The sequence below is a fragment of the Salipaludibacillus sp. HK11 genome (assembly GCF_047795645.1).
Lineage (GTDB): Bacteria > Bacillota > Bacilli > Bacillales > Salisediminibacteriaceae > Salipaludibacillus.
This window is the reverse complement of the sequence record NZ_CP181045.1, coordinates 1910086-1935166: the sequence shown is the minus strand read 5'-3', so window position 1 is coordinate 1935166 and position 25081 is coordinate 1910086. Positions and strand designations below refer to the sequence as shown.

27 protein-coding genes and 1 riboswitch are annotated in these 25081 nt (G+C 36.8%); of the genes, 20 read left to right on the top strand and 7 right to left on the bottom strand.

The window, feature by feature from the left end; genetic code table 11:
• Positions 1-69 precede the first annotated feature (69 nt).
• The 3 genes from ACM26V_RS09595 to ACM26V_RS09585 form a co-directional block, all read right to left on the bottom strand.
• Positions 70-825 carry a sulfite exporter TauE/SafE family protein gene (locus ACM26V_RS09595; protein ID WP_416151198.1) on the bottom strand — a complete coding sequence of 252 codons (756 nt, stop codon included), beginning with the start codon at positions 823-825 and terminating at the stop codon, positions 70-72.
• Positions 826-975: 150 nt separating this feature from the next.
• Positions 976-1269, bottom strand: a complete 294-nt coding sequence (locus tag ACM26V_RS09590; RefSeq protein WP_416151197.1) for an MTH1187 family thiamine-binding protein — start codon at positions 1267-1269, stop codon at positions 976-978.
• A 100-nt stretch (positions 1270-1369) separates the two neighbouring features.
• Positions 1370-1657 carry a hypothetical protein gene (locus ACM26V_RS09585; protein WP_416151196.1) on the bottom strand — a complete coding sequence of 96 codons (288 nt, stop codon included), beginning with the start codon at positions 1655-1657 and terminating at the stop codon, positions 1370-1372.
• A gap of 113 nt (positions 1658-1770) precedes the next feature.
• Between ACM26V_RS09585 and ACM26V_RS09580 the strand changes: the two genes are divergently transcribed.
• A complete protein-coding gene (locus tag ACM26V_RS09580) occupies positions 1771-2766 on the top strand; it encodes a zinc-binding dehydrogenase (RefSeq protein ID WP_416151195.1) in 996 nt (331 codons plus the stop codon).
• A 57-nt stretch (positions 2767-2823) separates the two neighbouring features.
• On the opposite strand, the gene ACM26V_RS09575 is transcribed toward ACM26V_RS09580, so the two are convergent.
• Both ACM26V_RS09575 and ACM26V_RS09570 read right to left on the bottom strand, forming a co-directional pair.
• Positions 2824-3252, bottom strand: coding sequence for a hypothetical protein (locus ACM26V_RS09575; protein ID WP_416151193.1), 429 nt, complete (start codon positions 3250-3252; stop codon positions 2824-2826).
• Between the two features lie 160 nt (positions 3253-3412).
• Positions 3413-4807 carry an MATE family efflux transporter gene (locus tag ACM26V_RS09570; RefSeq protein ID WP_416151192.1) on the bottom strand — a complete coding sequence of 465 codons (1395 nt, stop codon included), beginning with the start codon at positions 4805-4807 and terminating at the stop codon, positions 3413-3415.
• Positions 4808-5366: 559 nt separating this feature from the next.
• Between ACM26V_RS09570 and ACM26V_RS09565 the strand changes: the two genes are divergently transcribed.
• The 8 genes from ACM26V_RS09565 (at position 5367) to ACM26V_RS09530 (ending at position 11977) form a co-directional block, all read left to right on the top strand.
• Entirely contained in the window at positions 5367-5570 is a 204-nt protein-coding gene (locus tag ACM26V_RS09565; protein ID WP_416151191.1) for a methionine aminopeptidase, read from the top strand.
• Between the two features lie 202 nt (positions 5571-5772).
• Positions 5773-6315 carry a sigma-70 family RNA polymerase sigma factor gene (locus ACM26V_RS09560; RefSeq protein ID WP_416151190.1) on the top strand — a complete coding sequence of 181 codons (543 nt, stop codon included), beginning with the start codon at positions 5773-5775 and terminating at the stop codon, positions 6313-6315.
• Complete coding sequence (locus ACM26V_RS09555) at positions 6308-7069, top strand: hypothetical protein (protein ID WP_416151189.1); 762 nt, start codon at positions 6308-6310, stop codon at positions 7067-7069. Before ACM26V_RS09560 ends, ACM26V_RS09555 begins: the two co-directional genes overlap by 8 nt.
• A 118-nt stretch (positions 7070-7187) precedes the next feature.
• Positions 7188-7288, top strand: a riboswitch (TPP riboswitch).
• Between the two features lie 188 nt (positions 7289-7476).
• Positions 7477-8775, top strand: a complete 1299-nt coding sequence (locus ACM26V_RS09550) for an acetylornithine deacetylase (RefSeq protein WP_416151188.1) — start codon at positions 7477-7479, stop codon at positions 8773-8775.
• Entirely contained in the window at positions 8765-9433 is a 669-nt protein-coding gene (gene tenA / locus ACM26V_RS09545) for a thiaminase II (protein WP_416151187.1), read from the top strand. Before ACM26V_RS09550 ends, tenA begins: the two co-directional genes overlap by 11 nt.
• On the top strand, positions 9418-10230 hold the full coding sequence (locus ACM26V_RS09540) for an ABC transporter ATP-binding protein (RefSeq protein ID WP_416151186.1): 813 nt from the start codon (positions 9418-9420) through the stop codon (positions 10228-10230). The genes tenA and ACM26V_RS09540 overlap by 16 nt, the downstream gene beginning before the upstream one ends.
• The gene (locus ACM26V_RS09535; RefSeq protein WP_416151185.1) at positions 10227-10988 is read left to right on the top strand and encodes an ABC transporter permease; all 762 of its coding nucleotides are present in this window, start codon (positions 10227-10229) and stop codon (positions 10986-10988) included. The genes ACM26V_RS09540 and ACM26V_RS09535 overlap by 4 nt, the downstream gene beginning before the upstream one ends.
• Positions 10988-11977 (top strand): ABC transporter substrate-binding protein, encoded by a 990-nt coding sequence (locus ACM26V_RS09530; protein WP_416151184.1) that lies wholly within the window; start codon positions 10988-10990, stop codon positions 11975-11977. The genes ACM26V_RS09535 and ACM26V_RS09530 overlap by 1 nt, the downstream gene beginning before the upstream one ends.
• Positions 11978-12362: 385 nt before the next feature.
• On the opposite strand, the gene ACM26V_RS09525 is transcribed toward ACM26V_RS09530, so the two are convergent.
• Complete coding sequence (locus tag ACM26V_RS09525; RefSeq protein ID WP_416151183.1) at positions 12363-13154, bottom strand: HAD family hydrolase; 792 nt, start codon at positions 13152-13154, stop codon at positions 12363-12365.
• 206 nt (positions 13155-13360) lie between these two features.
• Here ACM26V_RS09525 and ACM26V_RS09520 point away from each other — a divergent pair, with 206 nt between their 5' ends.
• The 6 genes from ACM26V_RS09520 to ACM26V_RS09495 all read left to right on the top strand — a co-directional run bounded on the left by ACM26V_RS09520 (position 13361) and on the right by ACM26V_RS09495 (position 18226).
• Complete coding sequence (locus ACM26V_RS09520) at positions 13361-14536, top strand: hypothetical protein (protein WP_416151182.1); 1176 nt, start codon at positions 13361-13363, stop codon at positions 14534-14536.
• 286 nt (positions 14537-14822) lie between these two features.
• Positions 14823-15263, top strand: a complete 441-nt coding sequence (locus tag ACM26V_RS09515; protein WP_416151181.1) for an RNA polymerase sigma factor — start codon at positions 14823-14825, stop codon at positions 15261-15263.
• Entirely contained in the window at positions 15260-15703 is a 444-nt protein-coding gene (locus ACM26V_RS09510; RefSeq protein WP_416151180.1) for an anti-sigma factor family protein, read from the top strand. The genes ACM26V_RS09515 and ACM26V_RS09510 overlap by 4 nt, the downstream gene beginning before the upstream one ends.
• Before the next feature lie 13 nt (positions 15704-15716).
• On the top strand, positions 15717-16811 hold the full coding sequence (locus ACM26V_RS09505; RefSeq protein ID WP_416151179.1) for a hypothetical protein: 1095 nt from the start codon (positions 15717-15719) through the stop codon (positions 16809-16811).
• Positions 16808-17725, top strand: coding sequence for a hypothetical protein (locus ACM26V_RS09500; RefSeq protein ID WP_416151178.1), 918 nt, complete (start codon positions 16808-16810; stop codon positions 17723-17725). Before ACM26V_RS09505 ends, ACM26V_RS09500 begins: the two co-directional genes overlap by 4 nt.
• 84 nt (positions 17726-17809) lie before the next feature.
• Positions 17810-18226 carry a DUF1499 domain-containing protein gene (locus ACM26V_RS09495; protein WP_416151177.1) on the top strand — a complete coding sequence of 139 codons (417 nt, stop codon included), beginning with the start codon at positions 17810-17812 and terminating at the stop codon, positions 18224-18226.
• 52 nt (positions 18227-18278) lie between these two features.
• On the opposite strand, the gene yidC is transcribed toward ACM26V_RS09495, so the two are convergent.
• Positions 18279-19358, bottom strand: coding sequence for a membrane protein insertase YidC (gene yidC, locus ACM26V_RS09490; RefSeq protein ID WP_416151176.1), 1080 nt, complete (start codon positions 19356-19358; stop codon positions 18279-18281).
• Positions 19359-19636: 278 nt separating this feature from the next.
• Here yidC and ACM26V_RS09485 point away from each other — a divergent pair, with 278 nt between their 5' ends.
• From ACM26V_RS09485 to ACM26V_RS09465, 5 genes are all read left to right on the top strand, one after another.
• Positions 19637-20269 carry a bifunctional 4-hydroxy-2-oxoglutarate aldolase/2-dehydro-3-deoxy-phosphogluconate aldolase gene (locus tag ACM26V_RS09485; protein ID WP_416151175.1) on the top strand — a complete coding sequence of 211 codons (633 nt, stop codon included), beginning with the start codon at positions 19637-19639 and terminating at the stop codon, positions 20267-20269.
• Positions 20270-20271: 2 nt separating this feature from the next.
• Positions 20272-21270 carry a sugar kinase gene (locus tag ACM26V_RS09480; protein WP_416151174.1) on the top strand — a complete coding sequence of 333 codons (999 nt, stop codon included), beginning with the start codon at positions 20272-20274 and terminating at the stop codon, positions 21268-21270.
• A 125-nt stretch (positions 21271-21395) separates the two neighbouring features.
• Complete coding sequence (uxaC, locus tag ACM26V_RS09475) at positions 21396-22811, top strand: glucuronate isomerase (protein ID WP_416151173.1); 1416 nt, start codon at positions 21396-21398, stop codon at positions 22809-22811.
• Between the two features lie 72 nt (positions 22812-22883).
• Complete coding sequence (locus ACM26V_RS09470; protein WP_416151172.1) at positions 22884-23573, top strand: rhamnogalacturonan acetylesterase; 690 nt, start codon at positions 22884-22886, stop codon at positions 23571-23573.
• 21 nt (positions 23574-23594) lie between these two features.
• Positions 23595-25031 carry a glycoside hydrolase family 28 protein gene (locus tag ACM26V_RS09465; RefSeq protein ID WP_416151171.1) on the top strand — a complete coding sequence of 479 codons (1437 nt, stop codon included), beginning with the start codon at positions 23595-23597 and terminating at the stop codon, positions 25029-25031.
• Positions 25032-25081: the final 50 nt, after the last annotated feature.

Genomic DNA, 25081 nt, shown 5'->3' with positions numbered 1-25081 from the left:
GATGAAGGGATGTGAATAAGTGAGAATGTATTAACAGTTAGCGGCGAATATCTAGAAAGAGGGTTGGGATCAGGACAGTCCAATAAGTAGTGACATACCTCCCAAAAAGGATAACAACAAAATAATCCAATTAAACTTTTGTTGTGGAATCAAAGGTAAAAATGTTATACCAATATATGTCCCTATTAAAATAGCAGGAATCATCCACGCGTTAAATGTGAGAGTATCAAGTGTGATCAAACCTAAACTTCCGTACATAGGGACTTTAAGTAAATTAACAGATATAAAGAACCAGGCACCTGTGCCAATGAAATGTTTTTTAGGTAACGCAATGGCGAGTAAGAATAATGCCATAATAGGACCTGCGGCATTTCCAACCATTGTTGTGAATCCTGCTAGTGTTCCCATAACGACAATAAACCACTTAGAATGAGGAATTGCTTTAATCCAAGCAGCCCCCCATCGTTCGCGAGAAAATTGTAGAGCAATCATAACGAGGATAATTGCACCCAAAATTATTTCAATAGGACGACTAGAAGTCATAAAAAATAGTAGTGAGAATCCTATTGCTAAACCGCCTAAAACCCATGGAATTAAAGAAATTAGAATCTTCCAATTTACATTCCTACGATAATAAGTAACGGCAATAAGATCTCCAATAATAAGCATAGGTAAAACAAGTCCAATAGATTCTCTAGCTGGAAAAATAGAAGCCATAATTGCGACAACAAAAATACCTAGAGTGGGTATTCCAGTCTTGGAAATTCCAATTAATAAAGCACATAAAATGACAACAGTGATCTGAGTTATTTCAAGATCTAACATAGGAACCCTCTCCAACAATTAAAATTCGTCGTACATATGTAGTTTATCTTACTAGAAATGAAAATGGAAACTTTAAAGAGAAAATAAAAACTGTTTATCATTAGACATTTACGTCTATGATAAACAGTTTAGTTTGACTAATTCAGCATTTTACGAATTGGAAACTTTCATCGCTTGATCTTTTAAACGAATTGGTTTGTCTACCCGATCATCAATCTTAATAGTTGTCACGACCCTTTTCGCTTTGTTTTCAAGTTCGTTCATGTGGATGACTTGAGCGACATCCATTAATTTGTCTATATCTCCTTCAATAATCGTTGATGTAGCTGTTACTTGATAATTCAAGCCGTTCTGCTCAATTAGAGATACAGCCTTTTCCACATCACCGCTAAAACTTTCTGAATCTGTTCCTACCGGTATAACACTAATTTCCATTAATGGCATAGATAAAGCCTCCTTTATATTATGAAAAACTTCTAATAGTATTTAGGATACGTACATACTATTACCGAATGGGATCTAAGGTAAACATTCCTTTTGGGATTTAGTCATTTTGCCCTAAAACTTGCAATTTTTTCATTAGAAACGGACTTCGCCTTAGGATAAAAAGGCTTGTCTTCGTCCTACTTTTATAAGTGTTATTTATCGAGACTAGTTGTTTATTAATTAATGTATGAATGCTAGGAGTGAGGTGATCGACGAGACAAATGTGGTCTTTATTTGATAGACGAATCAGTTTCCAAAGTACACGCTTTTCAAGTATGGGAAGGTTTTGGATCACATAATAAATCTCGCGTTCCTTTTCTGGCAAATCATCCACCGTTAGTTTCAATTGTCTCACCTCTGTCCTTTGGAAGTTAGCTATACATCAAGTATAATGGATAAAGAGGATAAAAATCATCTGAAAGAAACATCAATGATATCATTTAATTGGAGGTAAATATAGTGAAAGCATTTGTTCATAAAGGTAAAAAGGGAATGAGTGGAACCTCTTATCAGGAAATCGATGAGAAACAACCTAAGAATAGAGAAATTTTAGTTAAACTAAAAACTGCAGGTGTGAACCACCGCGACCTACTTGTATTAGAAAGACATAAAGAAACAGACCCAGAACTAATTATTGGATCAGATGGGGCAGGAGTAGTAGAAAGTGTCGGAGAAGGAGTAACAAAAGTGTCGGTTGGTGATGAGGTGGTTATTAATCCGAGCCTCGGTTGGTTAAATAAAACGGATGCACCGCCAGAAAACTTCGGAATTGTTGGTTTACCAGGTCATGGAACTTTTGCAGAAAAGATTGTAATTCCAGAAGACAATGTGGAAATGAAACCTCCGCATCTAACTTGGGAAGAAGCGGGAGTCTTCTCTTTAGTAGCATTAACCGCATATCGGGCTCTATTTACAAGAGCTAAAGTAAAGCGAGAAGATACGGTTTTACTTCCTGGAGTTGGTGGTGGTGCAGTTACGTTTCTTTTGCTGTACGCTAAGGCGATAGGGGCGAGAGTGATTGTTACGTCACGATCTGAAGAAAAACGTCAGATGGCATTGAATTTAGGAGCGGACAAAGCAATTGATAGTGAAGCAAATTGGGATGAGGAACTTGAAGGGGAGAAAGCCGATATCGTTATTGAATCGGTAGGTGCGGCTACATTCCAAAAATCTTTGGATCAACTTCGCAAAGGTGGAACGATGGTAACATTCGGTGCATCAGCAGGAGATGAAATTAACCTAGATCTCCGAAGCTTTTTTTATGGTCAGTACAATTTGTTGGGGAGTACAATGGGAAGTCAAGATGAATATCAAGAGATGCTCAAGTTTATCAGTACTCACAATATCAAACCTGTGATGGATATGAGTTATTCACTAGAAAATGCAAAACAAGCATTGGAAAGAATAAGCGAAGCAAAACAGTTTGGTAAAATTGCGGTGTTAATAGAAGACTAGTCTATAGTGAAAGGCTGCTCAGTATGTGTAAGTACTGAGCAGCCTTTTCCAAGTTAACTAGATAAAAAATGGGAACAACAGTGTGTTAATTCCATAAAATGGGTACCTTCTTCTTCTAAAACGTCGAAATCTTCTAGGAATTCTAGGGCGACCTATACCATAGCCAGGACCATAACCAGGTCCAAAACCTGGTGCAGGATAACCAGAACCACCATAACCATAGCCAAAATGACCCGGTTGATTATTCATTTGATACCCTTGTTGTTCATTGTATGGTTGCTGTGCATCATCATCTTCAGGCATTAATAAAGTGACACCTTCGTTATCACTATCTTCAATAATGCCATCGTGAATACTTCCGTCTATCATCTGTATTTGAATGAAATGCAAATGATACTGAGTACATGCGTCGTGCATGTCTTTCAAATGCTGCTCGTTATTGGGTTGACCTTCTACTGGCATGCCTTGATAAGGCTGTTGATACATATTTATCATTCCTCCCTTTACACGAGTCAATATATGCAAAGGCCTATGAGAATGTTCAAAAAGGATTTAAATAAATTAAAAAAATTTAAAGGGAATATTCAAAAATATTAACTAATTGATTTTTTACTTTCCTACAATGGAAGACTTTTTAACCAAGAGCTTAGCTTATTTCACTACTCTCTTTTTTTGCAACTTTCACCTCTTCAACGAGTACCTTTTCTTTCCATTTTTTACTGCGCCATCGGAGGAACATCAATGAACCTCGGAACCATTCATCAATAATAATTGCAATTGTAATACCGATTAACCCATAGCTGAGTGAGATCCCCAAAAAATACGCTAATGGCACACTAAGCCCCCACATCGAAAGAATTCCTATCGTAACTGGAAACTTTGCATCTCCTGCTGCTCGAAGAGAACTAATAATAACTAGATTGAAAGTTCTTCCTGGCTCTAAAATAACACCTAATAACAGGAGTGTAGAGCCTAATGCGATAATTTCTGCATCGTTGGTAAAGAATCCAAGTAGAAGATTCCCGGAAAAAGCAATAATCGTTCCAACGGTTAGGGCCACCAAGAGTGCTATTCTTAATCCTTTATACATCTGTTTATATGCTTCATCAAGTTTTCCTGCCCCAACGAGCTGTCCGATGTAAATTTGCATTCCCTTTGCAATGGACAGCGAAAATACTGTCATGAAATTCATTAAGTTTTGTGTGTAAATTCTAGTTGCTAATGCATTTGCACCTAACATAGTAATAAACACAGTAATCGTCAGTTGACTCAAATTATGAGATAAATGTTCTCCAGCTGCTGGAACACCTATTCCAAGAATTTTTTTCATATAGTATTTTTTTGGTTTGAAATAATCTTGTAACTGTATTTTTATTTCTGTGCGTTTATAAAGCAACACAAATAATACAATTACTGCTAAGCCACGACAAACAGCTGTTGCAATAGCTACACCTGTGACACCTAATTGGGGTACACCAAAAGCACCGAAAATAAACAAATAGTTACCTAAAATATTAAGGAGATTCATACCTAAAGCAACATACATTACATCTTTCGTTAACCCTTGTGCTTGAAGCGCGGAAAAGATCGTCAGAACCATCGCTTGAGTAAATAATGTCCCCCCGACAATTATCATATAAATGTTTGCGTAAGCGAGAAGTTCAGGTGATAAATTAAATAAATTTAAGAATTGATGGCGAAACAGCACAACGATACCACTAATAAAAATACCGAATAATAGGTTAATTGAAATTGAGTTAGCGACTGTTATACTAACTTCTTTAGACTTATTGGCACCGACGAACTGTGCGATAACAACTCCTGCGCCCATCGCTGTAAAATTAAATAAAATAAAAGTAAACATCATAATTTGGTTTACTACTCCGATAGCGGCCACTGCTTCATCGGATATAAAACTTAGCATAAATATATCAGAGATATGTAAAAACGTTTGCAAAAACACCTCAATAAAAATTGGCCATGTTATCGCAAGCAAAGTCACTTTTTTAAAATTGGAATTTTTCTTATTACTATTTACCATTATGTAACCACATTAATATCATTGATTGAGTAAATAATTTTCTATTTTTCATATTGACTCTCCTCTTTTACGAGAAAACTAAATAAAGCAAAAAGAAAATTTGGCAAATATAATAGCCACTCACTTGTATAGATACAATATTTCTACCTTATTTTAGACTCTCGACTCTTTAATTACATATTTTAGAGATACCTGATAAAATTGGCTCAAGTATTTGAACTACCTGGCAATTAGTACCCTTAATTTAAGAGTTTATATATTTTAATTACACCAAGATCAGCAAGTCTTCATTATTCAAAAAAAGGAGTTACCGTATAATTTAAAGGCTTTATTCTTTTTACGATGAGGCCTCCTTTCAACGTGTATTCTACCATACAATTTAATTATACCTTATAATGAAGAGAAATGAGTAGGTAATATGTCTGGTAAAGAACTAGACGAATTACGGATACCGAAGTCTATTATGAAAAAAAGCAGACAAGTTCAAACGACTAAATTTTAAATAAAATGTATAATTCCCTTCATTTCCCAAATAATAAGTGTAAATGGAGGTGTATATATGGGCCTGTTTCAAGCTGTTTCTGATTGGAATACTGCCAGGCAAGAAAAAAGATTAGATTTAATGAAAGAAAAAGACCTTTGTCCAGAGTGTCATGGGAGAGGCTTCAATATTCCAATAAGTGAATTCTATCTTTCATCTGATTATTATGAATGCCCTGGTTGTAGCGGAAGTGGGAGATATTTTGACCGGACTGGAAAATAACACATAAAAAAGGATGTGATTTCAAAATCACAGTCCTTTTTTTCGTGTTGAATTTATTTTTAATTTTAAGAAGCGAGTTGTTTAAGAATTTTTTTCCAAAACATTACTAGCAAAAAAATTAAACAATCGAACATAGTAGAATCATAAGTAAATGGAACTTATACTTATGTGAGTCGTCAATACTAGTGAAGGGGGGGCGAGTATGAAAAAAGAAGATGAAAATCAAAACTTTACTGAAGACGAGAAGGACCTTTTAGAGGATCTTCTTGATGAGTATGGTACTGAGTTAAAACATATCGCTTTTTTTTATCTTAAAGATCGAGAACTTGCAGAAGATATCATTCAGGAAGTATTTATATCATGCTTCAAAAATCTACATACCTTTCGTTATGAGAGTAGCTATAAAACATGGCTAATCAAAATAACAGTTAATAAGTGTAAAGATTCTTTGAAGAAATGGAGTTTCAAGAATATTTTTTATAGAGAAAAAATAAAAGATCCAATCGAAAATTGCACGCCTGAAAAGAAGGTAATCGAAAAAACAGTTAACGAAAATCTGGCAACGGAAGTTTTACAGTTGCCTTTGAAATTTCGTGAAGTTATTATTTTATTTTATTATGAAGAATTGAGTTTGATAGAAATAAGCCTAGTTTTAAAAATAAATGTTAATACGATTAAATCACGATTATCAAGAGCGAAAGAAAATTTAAGAAAATCTATTGAAAGGAGTGATTTTGATGGATGAATTTGATAAAAAGATGGAAGAAAGTTTGCAGCAATCCGTTAGCGACATACATTTTACGAATCGTGAAAAGAACAAAATTTTACTTAGTATAGAAACTGCTAAGAATAGTAACAGTTATTTAAAATATTACGCTTCTTTGATAACTGTGGCATTACTAATTATCATAATATTTGTTCCAACCATTCTTGAACAATTTGATTTTAAATTTTCGGATCATCCTTTAGAATTAATCGATGATAGATTTGATTATCATTCATTCGACCTCCCAAGTGACTGGGATACTGTCTGGATTTTAGAAAAATTAAAAATAAAAGAATCAGATGTATTGAATCCCGAGAACAATGTATATGAAGATATTCCACTATCCTATATTATTGAATTTGCGAATAAAACGGAAGTAAATAAACATGAACAAGAGGAGTACAAAGAAATGTTGGAGGAACAAAATGAATCAACTGCTCATATGGGGGAGAGTGTTTTGTACAGTCATTCTTTTACTGGAGAAAGCAATGCATCATATGGAATGAGTCGTGAAGAATTTACAAGACCTGTGATAACTGATGAAAGCGAAAAATTGTTAACAGAAGAGTTTATTATTAATCACGTTGACGTTGACTATTATTTTGATGGTGTGAACCATGTTTTTCAATGGGAACGCGATGATTTATTTTATGATTTATATATAGTTGATAATGATCATGAATTTGACCTAGATGATCTTCTTGAAATTGTTGAAGGATTTATTATAATTTGAAAATAATATTTTATTCTTACAAAAAGTGATCGACAATTATCTTTATGTACAAATTTACCACATGAATGTTTGCAAATTCAGAAATTTGTGTTACCTTGTGTATATTGACAACTTTATGAACTACCACTAGGGGCGCTTGATTTGCTGAGAGAGACGTTTGTCTTAACCCTAACACCTGAACTAGATAATACTAGCGGAGGGAAGTGGTGTGAGCAATCAATTGCTATTAGGCGATTTTATTTTTCAATTTGAGCAATTGTCATTGTTTTACATACACGTCCACTCTTTGCCAGAGTGGATTTTTTTGGTGAGAAGTGAGATCTAGAATGAGAAGATTTATTCCAATGATTCAATTAACAAACAAACGCTAAAATCTTCCGAGAAAAAATATCAAAGGGGGAATTAAGATGAATAAACTGCAAAACGAACTGTTAAATGACATCGATGACAGACAAGAAGAGTTGATCGAATTAGTGAAGAAATTAGTTCGATTTCAAACACCTAGTCCTCCAGCTCGTAACACGAAAGAAGCGCAAGATTTTATGGCAGAGCAATTAATGAACTTAGGAGCTGACGTTGATCAATGGGAAGTTTATCCTGGAGATCCCAATGTGGTGGGCACATTTAAGGGAACAAATCCAAACAAACATAAGAGTTTGATTGTAAATGGTCATATCGATGTTGCAGAAGTCGATGAGGAGGAGCAAGGTTGGAATACAGATCCGTTCACGCCAAGTGTTAAGAATGATAGGTTATATGGACGAGGGACTGCCGACATGAAAGCAGGTCTTGCAGGAGCTTTGTTTGTAATTAAACTATTGAAGGAAAAAGGGATTGAATTACCTGGGGACTTGATTTTTCAGTCAGTTGTTGGTGAAGAAGTTGGCGAAGCTGGAACGTTGGAATGCTGTGAAAGAGGGTATACGGCTGACGGTGCGGTTGTCGTAGATACGAGTGATCTACATATTCAGGGTCAAGGTGGCGTCATTACTGGATGGGTAACGGTTAAAAGTCCGAAAACCTATCATGATGCAGTCCGGCGAGACATGGTTCATGCAGGTGGTGGTCTGCACGCAGCGAGTGCAATCGAAAAAATGGTTAAAATGATCGAAGGCCTTAAGGAATTGGAACAATATTGGGCAGTGACGAAATCTTTTCCTGGGTTTCCTGCTGGCATGAACACGATTAATCCAGCAGTAATTGAAGGTGGAAGACATGCTGCGTTTGTTGCAGATGAGTGCAAGCTATGGATTACGGTTCACTTTTATCCTGATGAAAATCATGATGATATTGCCAAGGAAGTCGAAGACCATTTATTAAAAGTAGCGGACGGTGATCCGTGGTTGAGAGATCATCCTCCGATTTTTACATGGGGTGGTAAGTCGATGATTGAAGACAAAGGAGAAATATTTCCGTCCCTGGCACTCGATGAAGAGGGACAGATCGTTCAAACATTAAAGTCTGCTCATACGAACGTATTAAAAACAGGTCCTCAAGTAAGTATGTCACCGACGGTAACGGATGGTGGGTGGCTTGGAAATGCAGGTATTCCAACGATAATATATGGTCCAGGAGATTTACATAATGCTCACGGAATCAATGAATCAGTGTCGATTCCACAGCTTATTGACTTTACAAAAGTGATGATGACCTTCATTTATGAGTGGTGTCATGAAAAAAGAAAGGATGATAAAGATGAAATTTAGTGAACGTTTATATGAAAATGTTAAACCGATTTGGAGAAAAAATCATGACCATCCGTTTGTGCAAGGTATTGGAGACGGAACATTAGCGGAGGATAAATTCCGATTTTTTATGATTCAAGATTATTTATACTTAATCGAATATGCGAAACTATTTGCAATGGGAGCAGTGAAGGCGAAAGATGTAAAGACGATGGGGGAGTTTGCTAAGCTTCTCGATTCAACTTTGAATACAGAAATGCAACTTCATCGTAACTTCGCCAAGCAATTCGATATTTCTGAAGAAGAACTTGAGACGGCGAATCCTGCACCGACGACATTGGCGTATAGTCATTACATGCTCAGTGTCGGCAATAATGGCGGTTTAGCAGAACTAGTGGCAAGTTTGCTTCCATGTATGTGGAGTTATGCTGAAATTGGTAAAGCGCTTGATGAAGTACCTGGTGCACGTGAAGGAAAATATGGGGAATGGGTTGCCATGTATGCGGATGAAGAGTTTCAAGCGTTGGCTGATTGGACGATCAAACTATTGGATGAGTTGGCAGAGGGAAAGCCTGAGCATGAATTAGAAAATCTAGAAGAAATTTTCTTGAATACGACACGATTTGAATACATGTTTTGGGATATGTCCTACAACAAAGCAATGTGGCCGATGGACTGATGGGAGATAAAGCGACAATTCAAGTTCAATCTCATTTGCAGTTTGAAAACGTCTCGTTTACGTATTCACATGCTAATAAACCAACTTCTGTTTTTGAAAAAACGAATCTATCGATCTACGAAAAAGAATTCGTCACTATTCTAGGGCCAAGCGGAGCTGGAAAATCAACTTTTTTTCGGCTTGCTGCCGGTCTTGAACAACCAAAATCAGGTCGTATTATGATTCAAGGTAAGGAAGAAGCTAATCGGCTTGGGAAAATAGGTTACATGCCTCAGCAAGATTTACTGCTTCCATGGAGAACCGTATTAGAAAATGGGCTTCTTCCGTTGGAGATTAAAGGTATGGACAAAAAAGAAGCAAGTGATTTAGTAAAACAACACATGAAGAAATTTGGGTTAGAAGGAACAGAGAATAACTATGCCCATCAACTTTCAGGAGGAATGAGACAGCGTGTTTCCTTTTTACGAGCGATACTTGGAGGAAACGATATCTTACTTCTGGATGAACCATTCAGTGCGTTGGATTCAATGACTCGATTTATGATGCAAGAATGGCTATTAGAACAATGGCATGAGTGGGAAAAGACAATTATTTTTATCACTCATGATGTAGAGGAAGCGATATTTCTTTCTGATCGAATATTCATGTTAACTCATCCACCGATAGAAGGAAACATCGATGAAGTGAATGTTCCATTGAGCAGGCCTAGAAATGAGGAGCACCGTAGTGAAGCGGACTTTATGGAGCTTAAACAAAATCTCTTTAAAAAGATGAGAGCGAAGGAACAGTTCTTATGAAAAAATTGATAAATTTTAGTTTTTATTATGGTAGCTCAGTCATAGTTGTACTTTTCCTTCTGTTTGCCTGGGAAATCGGAGCACGACTTTATAATAAAGCTTTTATTTTGCCATCACCCACGGGGATTACAGTCAAGCTATGGGAATTACGAGAAGTCTTATTAATTGTTCATTTACCTGCGACATTTCAAATAGTAGTTGTTGGTCTCATGGTATCAATGATTGTTGGAGGAGCTTTAGCGATATTCATGAACCGTTATGCATTTGCTGAACGAACTTTTTTTCCTTTAGTAATTGCCTCTCAGACGATTCCGATTATTGCCTTAGCACCGATCTTTGTGCTTTGGTTTGGTTATTCGATTTGGAGCAAGGTTGCTGTCACGGTTCTGATTACATTTTTTCCGATTACGGTTAGTACGTTCGATGGGTTACGTTCGACAAGTAAAGAATTAATCGATTTAATGCGGACGATGGGAGCAAGTAAGACCCAGATTTTTTTCAAATTACAAGTCCCTTCGGCCTTACCTTACTTTTATTCTGGTTTGAAAGTAGCGGTAACGTTGAGCGTGATTGGGGCGGCTATTGGTGAATGGCTAGGAGCAAGTAAAGGTTTAGGCTATTTTAGTAGAAGGATGATGACACAAATGGATGGGGCGGGCGTATTTGCACCAATTGTATTGCTATCAATCATGGGTATTTTGTTATTTTTACTTGTGAAAATGTGTGAAAAGATATCAACAAAATGGAGGGAACAATAATGAAATTTGCATTAATTCTTATGCTTGTGATGTTGGCAGGGTGTGGTAATAATGATGGTGATGTAGCTCAAGGGGAGAATGTAGAATTAGAGAAAGTCGAAATTATGCTCGATTGGTACCCAAATGCGGTTCATAGTTATTTATATGTCGCCGATGAAATGGGCTACTTTGAAGAAGAAGGACTTGACGTTGAGATTGTATTTCCAACAAATCCGACAGATCCAATTAATTTGGCAGCAACAGGTGAAGTGACATTAGGAATTACATATCAACCAGATGTGATTACTGCTCGAAATGAAGATATTCCAGTTGTCTCAGTTGCGGCGATTGTTCGCTCACCTTTAAATCATATCGTTTATTTAGATGAAGAAATTCAGTCGCCGAAAGATTTAGAGGGGAAAACAGTAGGGTATCCTGGAATTCCTGTCAATGAACCGTTGTTAGAAACGATGGTCACTGCAGACGGTGGTGATTTCGGTCAAGTGGAGATGATTGATGTAGGATTTGAGCTTGGCTCATCGATTGTCACTGGAAATGTGGATGCTGTGATTGGTGCATATATCAATCACGAAGTACCCGTACTTGAACACCAAGGACATGATGTTCATTTCTTTAATCCAATTGATTATGGTGTACCTAGTTTCTATGAGTTAGTAATGGTTACGAATGAAGATCAGTTAGAAGAAAACCAACCTACGATTCAGTCTTTCTGGAATGCGGCTGAAAAGGGATATGAATACATGAAAGACAATCCAGATGATAGCATGGATATACTTTTCAGTCATGAGGATCAAGAAAACTTCCCGCTTATTCGTGAAGTGGAAGAGGAAAGCCTAGATATTTTATTGACGAAAATGGAAACAGAAGACGAGGCGTTTGGTAGTCAATATGAAGCTTCTTGGCAAGAGACGATCGACTGGTTATATGATAGTGGCTATATTGAAGAAAAACCAGAACAAGAAGATATCTTTATAAATTTAGTTGATTAAGGCTAAGAAAGGGAATAAGTAAGACCAATAGTTGTTTAAAAGTTTCATTTTGCTGGAAGGCTCCTTTTTAATACAAATGGAGCCTTTTTTACGGTAGGGTGAGGTGAGATTGGATTTAAAGTGTAGAAGAGAAGCATCTTGAACAGTAGTGAGGATGAGATTGGATTTAAAGTGCAGAAGAGAAAGCATCATGAGCAGTATGCAAGGCGGTTTAGAAAAAATACAACAATGAACAATTTCAAGAAAAATCCAAACAGGATCTCACTACAGCAAAATGAGGTCCTATTTAGCTTTTCCAAAAAGAGAAAAATAAAGGCTACAAACAAGATTTTGGAGTCCTTTTAATCTCAGCGACATTTCTAGGAAATTCATGGTGCACAAAATTTCACTCAACTAATCCTAGTTTCTTCAATCCATTAAAGACACCTGAATTTAAAACCTCTGTTGTTTGGTGTTTTGCGTATTTGATGAGTTCTGGCTGCGCGTTGCCCATTGCAAATCCTTCACCGACAGTCGTCAACATTTCTTTATCGTTCATCCCATCACCAAAAGCAATCGCATTTTCATTTTTCAATCCGAGTACTTTCAACACTTGTTGAATTGCGAAGCCTTTATTTACTTTTGTACGAATCACATCATAAGCGTGCTCCTTTAAACCCTCAACATTTATTGGTGATAAGTGGATGTTTCCTGCACTTTCATATAGAGGGACATCTTTTTTACTGATGTTCATGAGTGATACGCCCAGTATATCTTTGCTATGTTTAGGATGGTAAGGTTCAGTTTGTTTTAGGTGGAAATAATCTCTAAATTGATTTATTGAAGCGGCATTCTCTGATGTTACTAAATTCAATCCGTTCGTATAGAGAACCGCTTCGTGATCGTTGTCTTTGATGATAGTTATAAAGCCCTCAATTGTTTCTTTATCCATCGGTTCCCTTAATACATCGGTTCCTTTATGTACGGCATAGGCACCATTATAGCCAATGAAAGAATCAATTTGTAATTCTTCACCGATATCTAGAATTTCATGGAGAGGACGACCGGTTGCTAGAAAAACGATGATCCCTTTTTGTTGTACTTGTTTAATGGCATTCTTTGTAGAGTCTTGAATTTCGTTATCTGGAGTTAAAATTGTTCCGTCAATATCAAGAAATAAAATTTTGTAATTAGACATTTCATTCTCCTTTGGTATTAAAAATTTATACAATATTATAACACGAATTTTATCTTTTATTTTTGGTATAAGGACAAACAGTTAAATACTAGATTGTTGTGACAAGTTGAAACCTGATTAAGTAGTAATCCGTATAATAGTATAGAAAGCATTGTTTGGAAAATTGTACCGTAGCGTTTAATTTATTTTTTGGGGTGTGAAAAACGATGTTACAAGGAGAAACGCATGATTTAATGGAGAAAAAAGGGGATATTCGATTTTATTATGCTGGCAGTATTTTTTTCGCAGTGGCTGGAGTGATTTTATTCATTGTGACATTTACAATGGACGAAGTGCTTGCTTTGATAGCGATGGGGAGTTTATCTTGTGTCATTTTATTTCTTTCTTATACAATCTACAAAAATATCCAAAAACTTGACAAATATATTGTATATGGAATTGATGATAATCGTGAAGTTCTTTGGCAAGCATTAATGCAAAAAGATAATGATCGTCCTCTAGAAACATTTGAAATTCCTTTTTCATCGATAACAACAGTTCTATTGGCCCCTTTTCAAAGTGATTATATGCCACAAGTAGGACCTGAACCAAGAACTAGAGTGTATTTTGATATACCTCATGTTGTAATTGTATTTAAGGCAGGGTCAGAGAAGAAGTGGTATTTGGTCCATTTCAAAGAGGATGATGGTGCGAACAGTTGGATTGACCGTGCAATTAATGTCGGATTGCGTGTTGAAGTGACAGACGAAGCCATAAACAAGGTTTTAAGAGATCCTCAAGGACCTGAATTGATCGAGGATGGCATATATAAGCAGAAACTTGATTTTAATGGGGATGTTTCTAGCTATATAAATCGAAAGAATAAAAGAGATCATTCTGGACCTGTTTATTCAAAAGAGAAAACAAAGAAAACAGATGAATTTTATGATAGTATTCGTACGTTTCCCCTGAAAATCTGGCATATTTTCGCCTTGCAATGTCTGATGTTATTTATGTTTTTGTCTCTCGACATGTGGTGGAATGTAACGAACGTTTCGATGGCAACAACGGAAATGTCTATTTTAGGTGTAGTTGCAATTAGTATTGTTCTCATTGTTGGCCAATTGTTATTTGGGTACGCCGTCAAGAATGAAAGGGTGGAAAAATATTTTTTGTATGGGTTTCTCAGTGGTATGTCTTGGTTACTCATACTCGCTCTTTCAGGTGAATTATTCAATCTAAATTATTTTGAACGTATCTTCACTGAACTGATTGTTTACGCTATTGCATTTTTACCAGTGATGCTTATGATGCATCAAATTCGAAAATGGTTGCCAGCAGATCATCAAGATAGTACGGAGATGAAAAAGAAACGGATGAGGTACCGACAAGATTCGATGTAGGTAACTTTAAGTATGTAATTTCAATTAAGACGAAGTGCCAACGTTTACGTAGGTATCTTCGTTTTTTTTATATGGTAATATTTAGATTGAATAAATGTATTAAATTTATTTCAAATAACTGTAGTCAATACATAGATTAGCTTCGTCTAATTTAGTGATAGGTTGAGAGGAGGGGAGAGAGATTCGTGATTCTGCGTTAGTAAATCAAATATTACAAGGCAATGAGCACGCTTTTCGGGTTCTGATTGAAAAGTATCGAAGTGTCATTTTTCAAACGACGTATGGTGTGCTACGAAATGAAAAAGATGCCGAAGATGCTGCGCAAGAAGTATTTATCAAGATTTACTCCTCTCTCCCAAAGTATGAAGGAAAAGGATTAAAAACCTGGATGGTACGGATTGCAGTCAATCATGCAATCGATGTGAAGAGAAAGCAACAGAGGCGGCGGGAAGATGTAAAGGAGGATGTTGGGTTACAACTTGTTAAACCATCTTCAGACTCGGTTGAAGGGAAGTACATACAGAAAGAATTGCAACATCATGTACGCCGTAGGATTGATGAACTTCCTAAAAACTATCGGCGTGTCGTATATGGCTATTATATAGAAGAAAAAAGTTTTAAATTATTAGCGAATGAACAAGGAATTAATGAAAAATCGATACGTGTTAAATTACACCGAGCAAGAAATTGGATGAGAGAGCACTGGAAGGAGGATGATTTTTCATGAACCATCAAACAAAGGAAGACTGGCTCGATTATGTAAACGATGAATTGCCATGGGAAACAAGAGCGGTCTATGAGGAACACTTATATACTTGCGAAAAATGTATGGAGACTTATTTGCATGTGATCGAAGAATCTAGTCACCTACTGCCAGATGTAGAAAATGAAGAATCATTTGTTGAAGGTGTCTTGAGTCAGATTGAAGTACCGATCTATTTTAAAACAACAAAGCCAGGAAAAACGAAACGAGTATTCTATAAACAAACGGCATTTCATTATGTATTAGCAGCTTCGTTAACAGTTCTATTCATGTCATCTGGCGTATTTCAGTCGATAACAACGTATGTAGACGAAGTTCAAAAGACGACAATTTCCGAAGAATCACCATCGATAACGCAACAAATAATGAATCGTGCGGTTATACGATCAAATGAGGATGACTAAGGAGGAAAAGACAATGAATACAAATCAAAAACATCCGTTGGTAGGATTTTTGCTATCGTTTTTTCCTGGCGGCGGCCAGTTTTATTACAATAATATCTTTAGAGGGATGTTTTATTTCTTTATGACTGTCCTTCCCTTGGTAGGGGGATTAGGTTTAGCATTTATTAGTGCTATCTCGATGTTTTTATTGGTGGGTGGATTCGTAGGCGTATTTTTCTATCTAGTCAGTTTCATCGATACGATCATCGTGATGAGTCGAGCATCTGGGCGAAGAGACTCTCAAAACAAGGTAGGAGAGTTAACTTCGGAAGAGGTCCAGCGTCCTGAATCTGAGCGTTTCTTTACTATCGTATTATCATTTATTCCAGGTGTCGGTCATTTTCAGTTAGGGTTAATGAACCGAGGATTTACATTTCTCACTGCGTTTATTGGAGCTGCGATTATGATTGTGTTTATCTCGTTTGCGATGCGCCAAGATGCATTTTTACTTTTCATGGCCTTTCTTCCTGTCGTTTGGGTGTATAGTTTTTTTGATGCTGTTCATCACTTAAATAAAAAACAGCGCGGGGAAATACTCGAGGATCGGTCAATATTAGATGATATTGAAAGTCGGCGTGCTGATGGTCAAAAAAGCAAAGTGATTGCAACATTGTTAGCGATTTTCCCTGGTGCAGGTCACCTTTATCTAGGCTATCAGAGAAGAGGGATCCAACTGATGGCGGCGTTCTTGTTATCTATTTATGTATTAGATTTGCTTCGACTTGGCGTGTTCATCTTCCTTATTCCAATCATATGGTTTTATAGTTTTTTTGATGGCTTACAAAAGGCAAGTCGGCAAGAAGAAGCGATTGATGATCAGCCTGTCTTCCCATATTTAGTCAATCATCAGCGATGGATTGGTATTGGGTTTATCTTACTCGGGGCTTATTTTATATTGGATCGTGTGTTTATCCCCGCTGTAGCTCCACAAATCGCGGAGTTCATGCAAATAGAAGTTAGCATGTGGTATTATGAGTATTTTCAAATTTTCGTAGTAAGTATTATCCTTATTGCTGGCGGAATTAAACTGATATCTGGAAGTAAGAAGAAAAGGAGTGAGATAGAATGAAGACCTTTCGTGTAGGTACAGTTTCTATGGGGAGTGCTCTTTTATTACTGGGGGTATTTCTACTTATTTCAACATTCACGGGGATGGACTTGTATCCAGTTTTAATGTCATGGTGGCCAATCATCTTAATCATTCTTGGCATAGAAATTCTTCTATTTCTTTTCTTTCGGGGAAAACAAGAGTTAAGCCTTAAATATGATGTTTTCAGCATTGTTTTTATTGGCTTTCTCGGAACAGTCGCAGTCGTTTTTGCTATTATTAGCTCCATGGGAATCACGGAAAAGGTTTCAGCGTCCTTGTTCAGTGAAGAAGTGTCTACTGATTTTCCGGCTTTTGATCAAGTCGTCGATAGTGAAATTGAAAGAATTGTGTTTGAGACAACTCAAGGTGACGTCTCTATTGAAGGAATGAACAATCAAGAGTTAACTATTTTTGGTACTTTTAATGAACGTATTTTGCCTGAGGCCTCTTCACGTGTTAGTGAAACAGATGATTATATGAGCGTTAATCAACGAGGAGACACACTATTTGTTACGTTTAAAGATTTACCTATACAAGATCATTGGAACAATTATTATTCTATGAAATCTTTTCAAATTCTAGTACCAAATGATGTTGCTGTTGAAGTTCGTTCTAGAGGAACCAATCTTTCCTTAAGACCTCGTGAGGTTTTGTCAAATTGGACGGTGGATGGTGGGGATTCTGTAAGTCTTTATGCTCCGAAGAATAGTGATCTTCTAATCGAGGCAATCGGAGTTAACCAACTCAGTTCTGATAACAATTCAGAGTGGGACCTTACCACGGACGAAGAAGAATCATCAGATGAACGCCAATCAGGTAAGATGATATTAGGTGATGAGACGAATCACTTTAGGCTGACGGATGCTTATAATGTAGCCGTCTATATCGAATGAGATGCGCCTAAAAAACAATGACTACATGTTTATATTGTAGATTCCTTCTTTTGTTGCTATTCTAGTATCAGGAGGTGGAAGACGATGGGATTCATGCAATCAGTTAAAAAAGTATTCAGTACAGGAACGGAAACAAGAGATGATCATCATGATGAAAGATTTAAGACACACTATTATAAATCTATGAAAGACAAAGCAATGAAAGACGTCGAAGAAATGTTTAGAAGGAAAAACAATTATACAGTTGCCTCCGTCTCAGAAGAACACGGAGAAATTATTATTCATGTGAAAGATAAGAAAAAAGTGTTTTTAGTAGCAACCGTAATTATGGTTCGTCCGATGAGGACGGCTGTTGATTTCTCCGCTTCAACAGAGACGATTCTTTTTACTGACTTCGGTCACAGTCGTAGACTAATAGTTGAGCTTTACAAAGAGTTAGATAAAAGGTTACCCTTTGCTGGTATTGGTTTGGGTGACAATCTTTCAAAAAAAATATTTTAGACAATCATTTTAAGCCACGCAAAACTATAGGGAAGATTGAACGTGTATGACGTTAGGAGCCATCAGATTCTGATTTCTTACGTTTTGACTGATTTTTTTCTAGACACTCTGGAAAAAATAAGAAGCGTTCATCTTCTTCTTCATTCAACTCCTCTTTGTCGGAATTCTCATGCGAACTTTCAATAATTTTTTTTTCTTCATGATTGGTATTTTCAGCTTTTTCTTCCCCCGAAGCTAGTTCTGCTACGACGTCATCACTAATTGTTCCACCTTCAGGTTGTGGATCATTCAATTCTGAGATTGGATGAAGGATTGGATTTTTTGGTCGATAGAGTTTTTTGCCTAATTGTGACTGAAAAATTAAAAACAGGCCACCCACGGTCCAGTAAAGAGGAAGGGCTGCTGCTACTGCAAAAGAGAAAACTCCCATCATAATAGGTAAAAGGTAGCCAATTACTTTCATTTGTTTTTGCATGTCAATGCCTTGTCCAGCTATCGCTGATTGCTGCATAGTCCGTTGTGACAGTTGAAATTGGAGGGAATATACCCCCGCTGCGATGAGAGGTAAAATGACATCACGTTCTCCAAGGTTAAACCAAAGGAAGCTACTGTTAGCTATTTCTGGTGTCCGCATGATTGCATAGTAAAAACCAATTAAAAAAGGAAATTGAATTAATACAGGCAAGCAACCAATCGAGTTAATTGGGTTATATTGGTGCTTTTGATATAGTGCAAGAATTTCTTTTTGCATCGATTGTTGATCTTCTTTCGATTTTTTATCTTTATATTGATTTTTAAGTGATTCCATTTCAGGCTGAATAACACTCATCTTCTCTCGCATAAACATCTGGTTTTTAGTCTGTTTTAGCATTAATGGCATCAGTACAGTTCGTAATAAAATTGTCATAATTATTATCGAAACTCCGAAGCTGTCATTAAATATGCTAGCGAAATATTTTATAAGAAATGAAAAAGGATAGACAATATAGTGATTGAAAAACCCAGGAGTATTTACATCAATAGGTTCCGTATTAATACCGCAACCAGCTAATAAAAAGGTAATAAGGATTAAAAGAAACGGAAGCCGTAACCTTATAAAAAGTAACCGCGTATTTGTGGGTGAATTTGTCATATTATATGCTCCTATTATTAAAATTTCCGGAAAAGAAAACGTTGTTATTTTTTAGTTATACGTTTATTATGAAAGAGAAATATCAAATCTACAAGTATTATTTTGAAATTTCTGGCTATAAAAATAGTTGAACGTCCAGTTCTGCTTTCAATAAATGAAACTTAAAGATTATGATTTTGTTAACTGTCGCAAGTTGTTGGAAAAATAGATTAATGATATAATCAAACAATAATGAACAAAAACGAACTAGACTTAAAATACGGAAGAGGATGTGTACAATGCATAGTCATGTTGAACAATTACAAAAAGAAAAATTAGTTGCGATTATTCGTGGAATTGCTTATGAAGATGGCGAGAAGACAGCTAAAGCTCTCTTAGATGGCGGAATTTCATTTTTAGAAATTACGTTAAATACAGAAGGTGCTTTGAAAATGATTGAAAAGATTAAAGAAAAACATGGGGAAGAGATGGTCATTGGAGCCGGAACAGTTTTAAATTTACAAATGGCCAAAGATGCTGTGGCAGCAGGTTCGCAATATTTGGTTTCACCAAATTTAGATGAAAAAGTTATCGATTTTGGCGTTAGTAAAGGAATTGATGTGTGGCCTGGAACATTAACTCCGACAGAGATTGTTCGAGCATATGAAACTGGCGCAACTGCAGTGAAAGTATTTCCAATAGGTTCGTTTGGGGTGCAATATTTAAAAGATATTCGAGGTCCTTTAAATCACATTCCAATGATGGTTACTGGGGGGATTAACCTGGATAATGTCAATGATTTTCTAAATCAAGGGGCTTTTTCAGTTGGGCTTGGAGGAAATCTAGTAAATAATAAACTGATTGCAGAGGGGAATTTCTCTGAAATTACTAATAAGGCTAAAGCTTATATATGTAAAGTAAAGGGGGAATAATCATGTCCAAACATAAAGATGTCGATGTGGTGACAATCGGTGAAAGCATGATTCTTTTTCAACCATCCCCAGAAGGAACGATTTCATACGCTCCTTTTTTTACAAGTTCCGTGGGTGGAGCTGAATCAAATCTAGTTACGGCTCTGTCGAGATTAGGGTTAAAAACAAGATGGATCAGTCACCTCGGGCAAGACCCTTTTGCTAAATTGGTTATATCAGCTCTTTCAGGTGAAGGTGTGGATGTATCTGAAGTGAAACAAGTGGGAAATGCTCCTACAGCTGTATTCTTTAAAGAATCGAAAGGCTACGGGGATCCAAACGTTTATTATTACCGAAAACATTCTGCAGCAAGTCAAATGACAAAGGATGATATTAAAGATAGCTGGTTTAATGGGGCGCGGCACCTCCATGTTACAGGGATAACACCAGCGATAGGCGAGGGTACAACAGAAATGATCCGTTCAGCTATGATTCAAGCTCGAGAACAAGGGCTTACTATTTCTTTCGATCCAAACTTAAGGAGAAAATTGTGGGACGAGGAAACAGCTCGTAAAACATTGCTTTCCTTAATTCCTTTATGTGATATTTTCCTGCCTGGTATTGATGAAGCGGAGTTTTTAGTTGGGGATGGAATGAAGACGGAAGAATACACACAATTCTTTCGTGAAATGGGACCAACGGTCGTTGTTTTAAAACTTGGAACAGAAGGGTCTTACACACAATATCTTAATGACTTTATAGAGGAGCCAGTTTATAAAATTGATCAAGTCATTGACACAGTGGGGGCAGGAGATGCATTTGCGGCAGGACTGTTATCCGTGCTATTAAGCGAATCGAATCCACTTGAAGAAGCATCTTTAAAATCGACTGTACCTACTGCAGTTAAACGTGCAAATTTATTAGGGGCACTTGCAACTCAATTTAAAGGCGATTGGGAAGGGAACCCTACACTTGATGAAGTGAATCATATAATCGAAGGCAAACAATCGACAACAAGATAGTGCATCAGTATAAGCGAAATGGAGCATTAAATATTTGCAGTAAGGATGGTCTTTCTAAATTTTTTTAAAAGGTCCATCCTTTCTTATAAATCACAAATAACAACGTTATTATTAGGAGGGGAAATATGAATAAATCATTTATTCATGAAGATTTTATGTTACAAAGTAAGGCAGCGAAAAAACTATATCACGAGTATGCATCTGACATGCCGATTTTTGATTTCCACTGTCATTTAAGTCCTAAAGAGATTAGTGAGGATAAACAGTTTACTAATTTATCTGAAATCTGGCTGCATGGCGATCATTATAAATGGAGAGCGATGCGGACGTTAGGGATCGAAGAATCAATCGTGACTGGTGATGCATCAGATTATCAGAAGTTCTCCGCTTGGTCTAAAACTGTCCCACATACAATAGGTAACCCGCTTTATCATTGGACGCATTTAGAATTGAAACGCTATTTCGATACAGATCGGCTATTGAATGAAGATACCTGTGACAAGATTTGGAATGAAGCGAATGAAAAACTTCAAGGTGGTAGTCTCTCGACACAAAATATTATTAAAAAATCGAATGTGAGAGGCATATGTACGACAGACGATCCGATTGATTCATTGGAATATCATCGTTCTATCGCAAAAAATAGCAAAATTGCTGCAAAGGTTCTACCTACCTTTAGACCAGATAAAGCGATTGAAATCCAGAAGGAAGGTTTTCAAGATTACATTGGTCAGCTAGGGGAAGCTGCAAATATATTTATTCGAAACTATGACGATGTTTTACTTGCTCTAGAAAATAGAATCGACTTTTTTGCTCAAAATGGATGTGTTGTATCAGATCATGGCATTCAGACGTTACCATTCGAGCAGGCGACAAAAGAAGAAGTTGTTGGGATATTTGATAAGAGAATGAATGGTGAGAAGTTGACTGAAAAGGAAGTCGAGCAATACCGCACTTATACAATGGTATCTTTGGGGCAGCAATACCATGAAAAAGGATGGGTGATGCAACTTCATCTTGGGGCTATTCGAAATAACAATCAGCGTCTGTTCAAAAAGCTTGGGCCAGATACAGGATTTGATTCGATGTACGACTTTAATATGGCGTACTCGTTAAATGGCTTTTTTAATGAGCTCGATCAAACAGATCAGTTGCCTAAAACGATTGTTTATAATTTAAACCCGATTCATAACGAAGTCATTGCAACGGCGATTGGTAATTTTCAATCCGGTGGTGTAAAGGGAAAATTACAGTTCGGTTCTGGTTGGTGGTTTAATGATCAAAAAACAGGCATGGAAAAACAAATGACTGATTTAGCAAATCACGGATTGTTAAGTACATTTGTAGGTATGTTGACAGATTCAAGAAGTTTTCTATCATACACACGTCATGAATATTTCCGAAGAATATTATGCAATGTGATTGGCCAGTGGGTTGAGCAGGGAGAAGTTCCAGAAGATTATCAACTGTTAGGTAAAATGGTTCAAGATATTTCTTACAATAATGCCAATGAATTTTTTGCGGTAGGGTTATCGAAATAGCAGCACTTAGAAATTGCTGATGTAGTAATCAATGAAACTAATAATAAATAGAAGTTAGAAATGAGGTTATCAATGGCAGCTTCAATTTTTATGATAGGAGATTCGACAATGTGTGATTACGAAAAGGACAGAACTCCAAGAATGGGATGGGGCCAAGCATTAAAAGAGCATGTACCTCTATCCACCCCTGTATATAATCATGCATTGTCAGGGCGTAGTTCAAAAAGTTTTATAGAAGAAGGCCATCTCGGATTAATTGAAAAGAACCTTAAAGTGGGAGATTATTTGCTGATTCAGTTCGGACATAATGATCAAAAAGAGGATTCTGAGCGCTTCACATCTCCTTTTTCGAGCTTTCAAGCTTATTTAAACCAGTACATTGATTTAGCTTCACAACAGAAAGCAATACCTATCATGCTGACGTCAATCGAGCGAAGATCATTTAATGATGCTGGAGAACTCTTAAAAACTCATGGGGATTATCCGAAAGCAATGATTGAACTTGGTAGAAAGAGGAATGTTCCGGTCATTGATCTAACATCGTTAACCCGCCTGTGGTTAGAGAAATTTGAAGTAGAGGAATCAAAGGAAATGTATATGTGGGTAAAGCCAGGGGAATTTCCTGGATATCCAGACGGGGAAAAGGATAATACACATCTCTCCGAAAAAGGAGCCAATAACATCGCAGAAATGGTCATTAACGAATTGTTAGTAAGAAAATTAATGCCAGCTGAAATGTTTGTTTTATCACACAATCGATAGTTCTGAAAGGGTGACATGAATGTGAGTTCAATCACAGGAAAACTTAAACATGATGAGTTTAGTGTTGATTTGCCTAGCATCCCTTCGTTACAGGTATTTGTTTCTGATTTTGGTGGCAGAGGAGATGGTGAATTTGATAATTCCGAGGTTTTCCAGGCAGCGATAAACGAATGTTCCATAAATGGTGGAGGAACGATCATTGTCACGTCAGGAATTTGGAGAACGGATGCGATAATATTTAAGAGCCATATAAATCTTCACCTTGAAAGAGGAGCGACGATTAAGTTCAGTGATGATTATAGTGATTACCCGTTGATTACCTCTTCATTTGAAGGAGTAGAAGCGATACGTTGTCAGTCACCGTTAGACGCAGAAGGTTTGACAGATATTTCAATTTCTGGTGAAGGAGTGATTGATGGATCTGGAGACGCATGGAGATACGTGAAAAAATTTAAGCTGACGGATATCGAATGGAAGAATTTAATAGCTTCCGGTGGAGTAGTTGATCCATCTGGAGAGATGTGGTGGCCAACCGAACGAGGAATGAACGGAGAAGCGATCGTATCTGAGCTAAAGAAACAAGGCATAACAGACCCTAGTCAGTATGAAGAGGCTAGAGACTACCTTCGCCCAAATTTACTGAGTTTCAGAAATTGTAAACGAGTGAAGTTGGAAGGGGTCACCTTTCAAAATTCACCTGCTTGGAACATTCACCTTCTAAATTGTGAAGACGTTCATATTCAAGGGGTAACGATTCGAAACCCATGGTATTCTCAGAATGGAGATGGACTTGACTTAGAGTCATGTCACCGTGTCATCGTGACAGAATCAGTGTTCGATGTAGGAGATGATGCCGTTTGTTTGAAGTCAGGAAAAGGAAAACAGGCTCGGATCTCTAGCTTACCAACGCGTTTTGTTGAGATTAGTCATTGCCATGTATACAGTGGACACGGGGCATTTGTTATTGGAAGTGAGATGTCAGGGGGAGTTAGTGATGTCTATCTTCATGATTGCAGTTTTTATGGTACAGATACAGGACTAAGATTTAAAAGTACGAGAGGGCGCGGTGGCGTTATTGAAAAGATTGATATTGATAGGATAAACATGATGAAAGTGAAAAAGGAAGCAATTATTTTTGATATGTTTTATGAGAAGACAGACGGTAAGACTCTTGAAAAAGCTTCGGTTAGTGAAGAGACACCTATTTTTCGGTCGATTAAGATAACTAATGTGACGAGCATAGATTCAGAGAGGGCAATCGTTTTATATGGATTGCCGGAAATGCCGTTAGAAGATCTAACCTTTGAAAATATCAAAATAAAAAGTAAAAAAGGGCTCATTGCTAATTCATGTAAAAAACTAATCTTTAAAAACTGTCAAATAAATTCAAGAGAAACAAAAGAAGCAGATTTTATCGATTGCTTCGATCTAGTCATTGATTCCTCGGTGATTGAATAGCATAAATTCGAGCAATGATGTTGACTCAACCACTGAAAACGCTTATAATA

Excerpts from the sequence above, each read along its gene's own strand:
- ACM26V_RS09595 (WP_416151198.1), bottom strand. The coding sequence starts at position 825 with ATGTTAGATCTTGAAATAACTCAGATCACTGTTGTCATTTTATGTGCT.
- ACM26V_RS09590 (WP_416151197.1), bottom strand. The coding sequence starts at position 1,269 with ATGCCATTAATGGAAATTAGTGTTATACCGGTAGGAACAGATTCAGAA.
- ACM26V_RS09575 (WP_416151193.1), bottom strand. The coding sequence starts at position 3,252 with ATGTATCAACAGCCTTATCAAGGCATGCCAGTAGAAGGTCAACCCAAT.
- ACM26V_RS09570 (WP_416151192.1), bottom strand. The coding sequence starts at position 4,807 with ATGGTAAATAGTAATAAGAAAAATTCCAATTTTAAAAAAGTGACTTTG.
- ACM26V_RS09565 (WP_416151191.1), top strand. The coding sequence starts at position 5,367 with ATGGGCCTGTTTCAAGCTGTTTCTGATTGGAATACTGCCAGGCAAGAA.
- ACM26V_RS09560 (WP_416151190.1), top strand. The coding sequence starts at position 5,773 with ATGAAAAAAGAAGATGAAAATCAAAACTTTACTGAAGACGAGAAGGAC.
- ACM26V_RS09555 (WP_416151189.1), top strand. The coding sequence starts at position 6,308 with ATGGATGAATTTGATAAAAAGATGGAAGAAAGTTTGCAGCAATCCGTT.
- ACM26V_RS09550 (WP_416151188.1), top strand. The coding sequence starts at position 7,477 with ATGAATAAACTGCAAAACGAACTGTTAAATGACATCGATGACAGACAA.
- tenA (WP_416151187.1), top strand. The coding sequence starts at position 8,765 with ATGAAATTTAGTGAACGTTTATATGAAAATGTTAAACCGATTTGGAGA.
- ACM26V_RS09535 (WP_416151185.1), top strand. The coding sequence starts at position 10,227 with ATGAAAAAATTGATAAATTTTAGTTTTTATTATGGTAGCTCAGTCATA.
- ACM26V_RS09530 (WP_416151184.1), top strand. The coding sequence starts at position 10,988 with ATGAAATTTGCATTAATTCTTATGCTTGTGATGTTGGCAGGGTGTGGT.
- ACM26V_RS09525 (WP_416151183.1), bottom strand. The coding sequence starts at position 13,154 with ATGTCTAATTACAAAATTTTATTTCTTGATATTGACGGAACAATTTTA.
- ACM26V_RS09520 (WP_416151182.1), top strand. The coding sequence starts at position 13,361 with ATGTTACAAGGAGAAACGCATGATTTAATGGAGAAAAAAGGGGATATT.
- ACM26V_RS09510 (WP_416151180.1), top strand. The coding sequence starts at position 15,260 with ATGAACCATCAAACAAAGGAAGACTGGCTCGATTATGTAAACGATGAA.
- ACM26V_RS09505 (WP_416151179.1), top strand. The coding sequence starts at position 15,717 with ATGAATACAAATCAAAAACATCCGTTGGTAGGATTTTTGCTATCGTTT.
- ACM26V_RS09500 (WP_416151178.1), top strand. The coding sequence starts at position 16,808 with ATGAAGACCTTTCGTGTAGGTACAGTTTCTATGGGGAGTGCTCTTTTA.
- ACM26V_RS09495 (WP_416151177.1), top strand. The coding sequence starts at position 17,810 with ATGGGATTCATGCAATCAGTTAAAAAAGTATTCAGTACAGGAACGGAA.
- yidC (WP_416151176.1), bottom strand. The coding sequence starts at position 19,358 with ATGACAAATTCACCCACAAATACGCGGTTACTTTTTATAAGGTTACGG.
- ACM26V_RS09485 (WP_416151175.1), top strand. The coding sequence starts at position 19,637 with ATGCATAGTCATGTTGAACAATTACAAAAAGAAAAATTAGTTGCGATT.
- ACM26V_RS09480 (WP_416151174.1), top strand. The coding sequence starts at position 20,272 with ATGTCCAAACATAAAGATGTCGATGTGGTGACAATCGGTGAAAGCATG.
- uxaC (WP_416151173.1), top strand. The coding sequence starts at position 21,396 with ATGAATAAATCATTTATTCATGAAGATTTTATGTTACAAAGTAAGGCA.
- ACM26V_RS09470 (WP_416151172.1), top strand. The coding sequence starts at position 22,884 with ATGGCAGCTTCAATTTTTATGATAGGAGATTCGACAATGTGTGATTAC.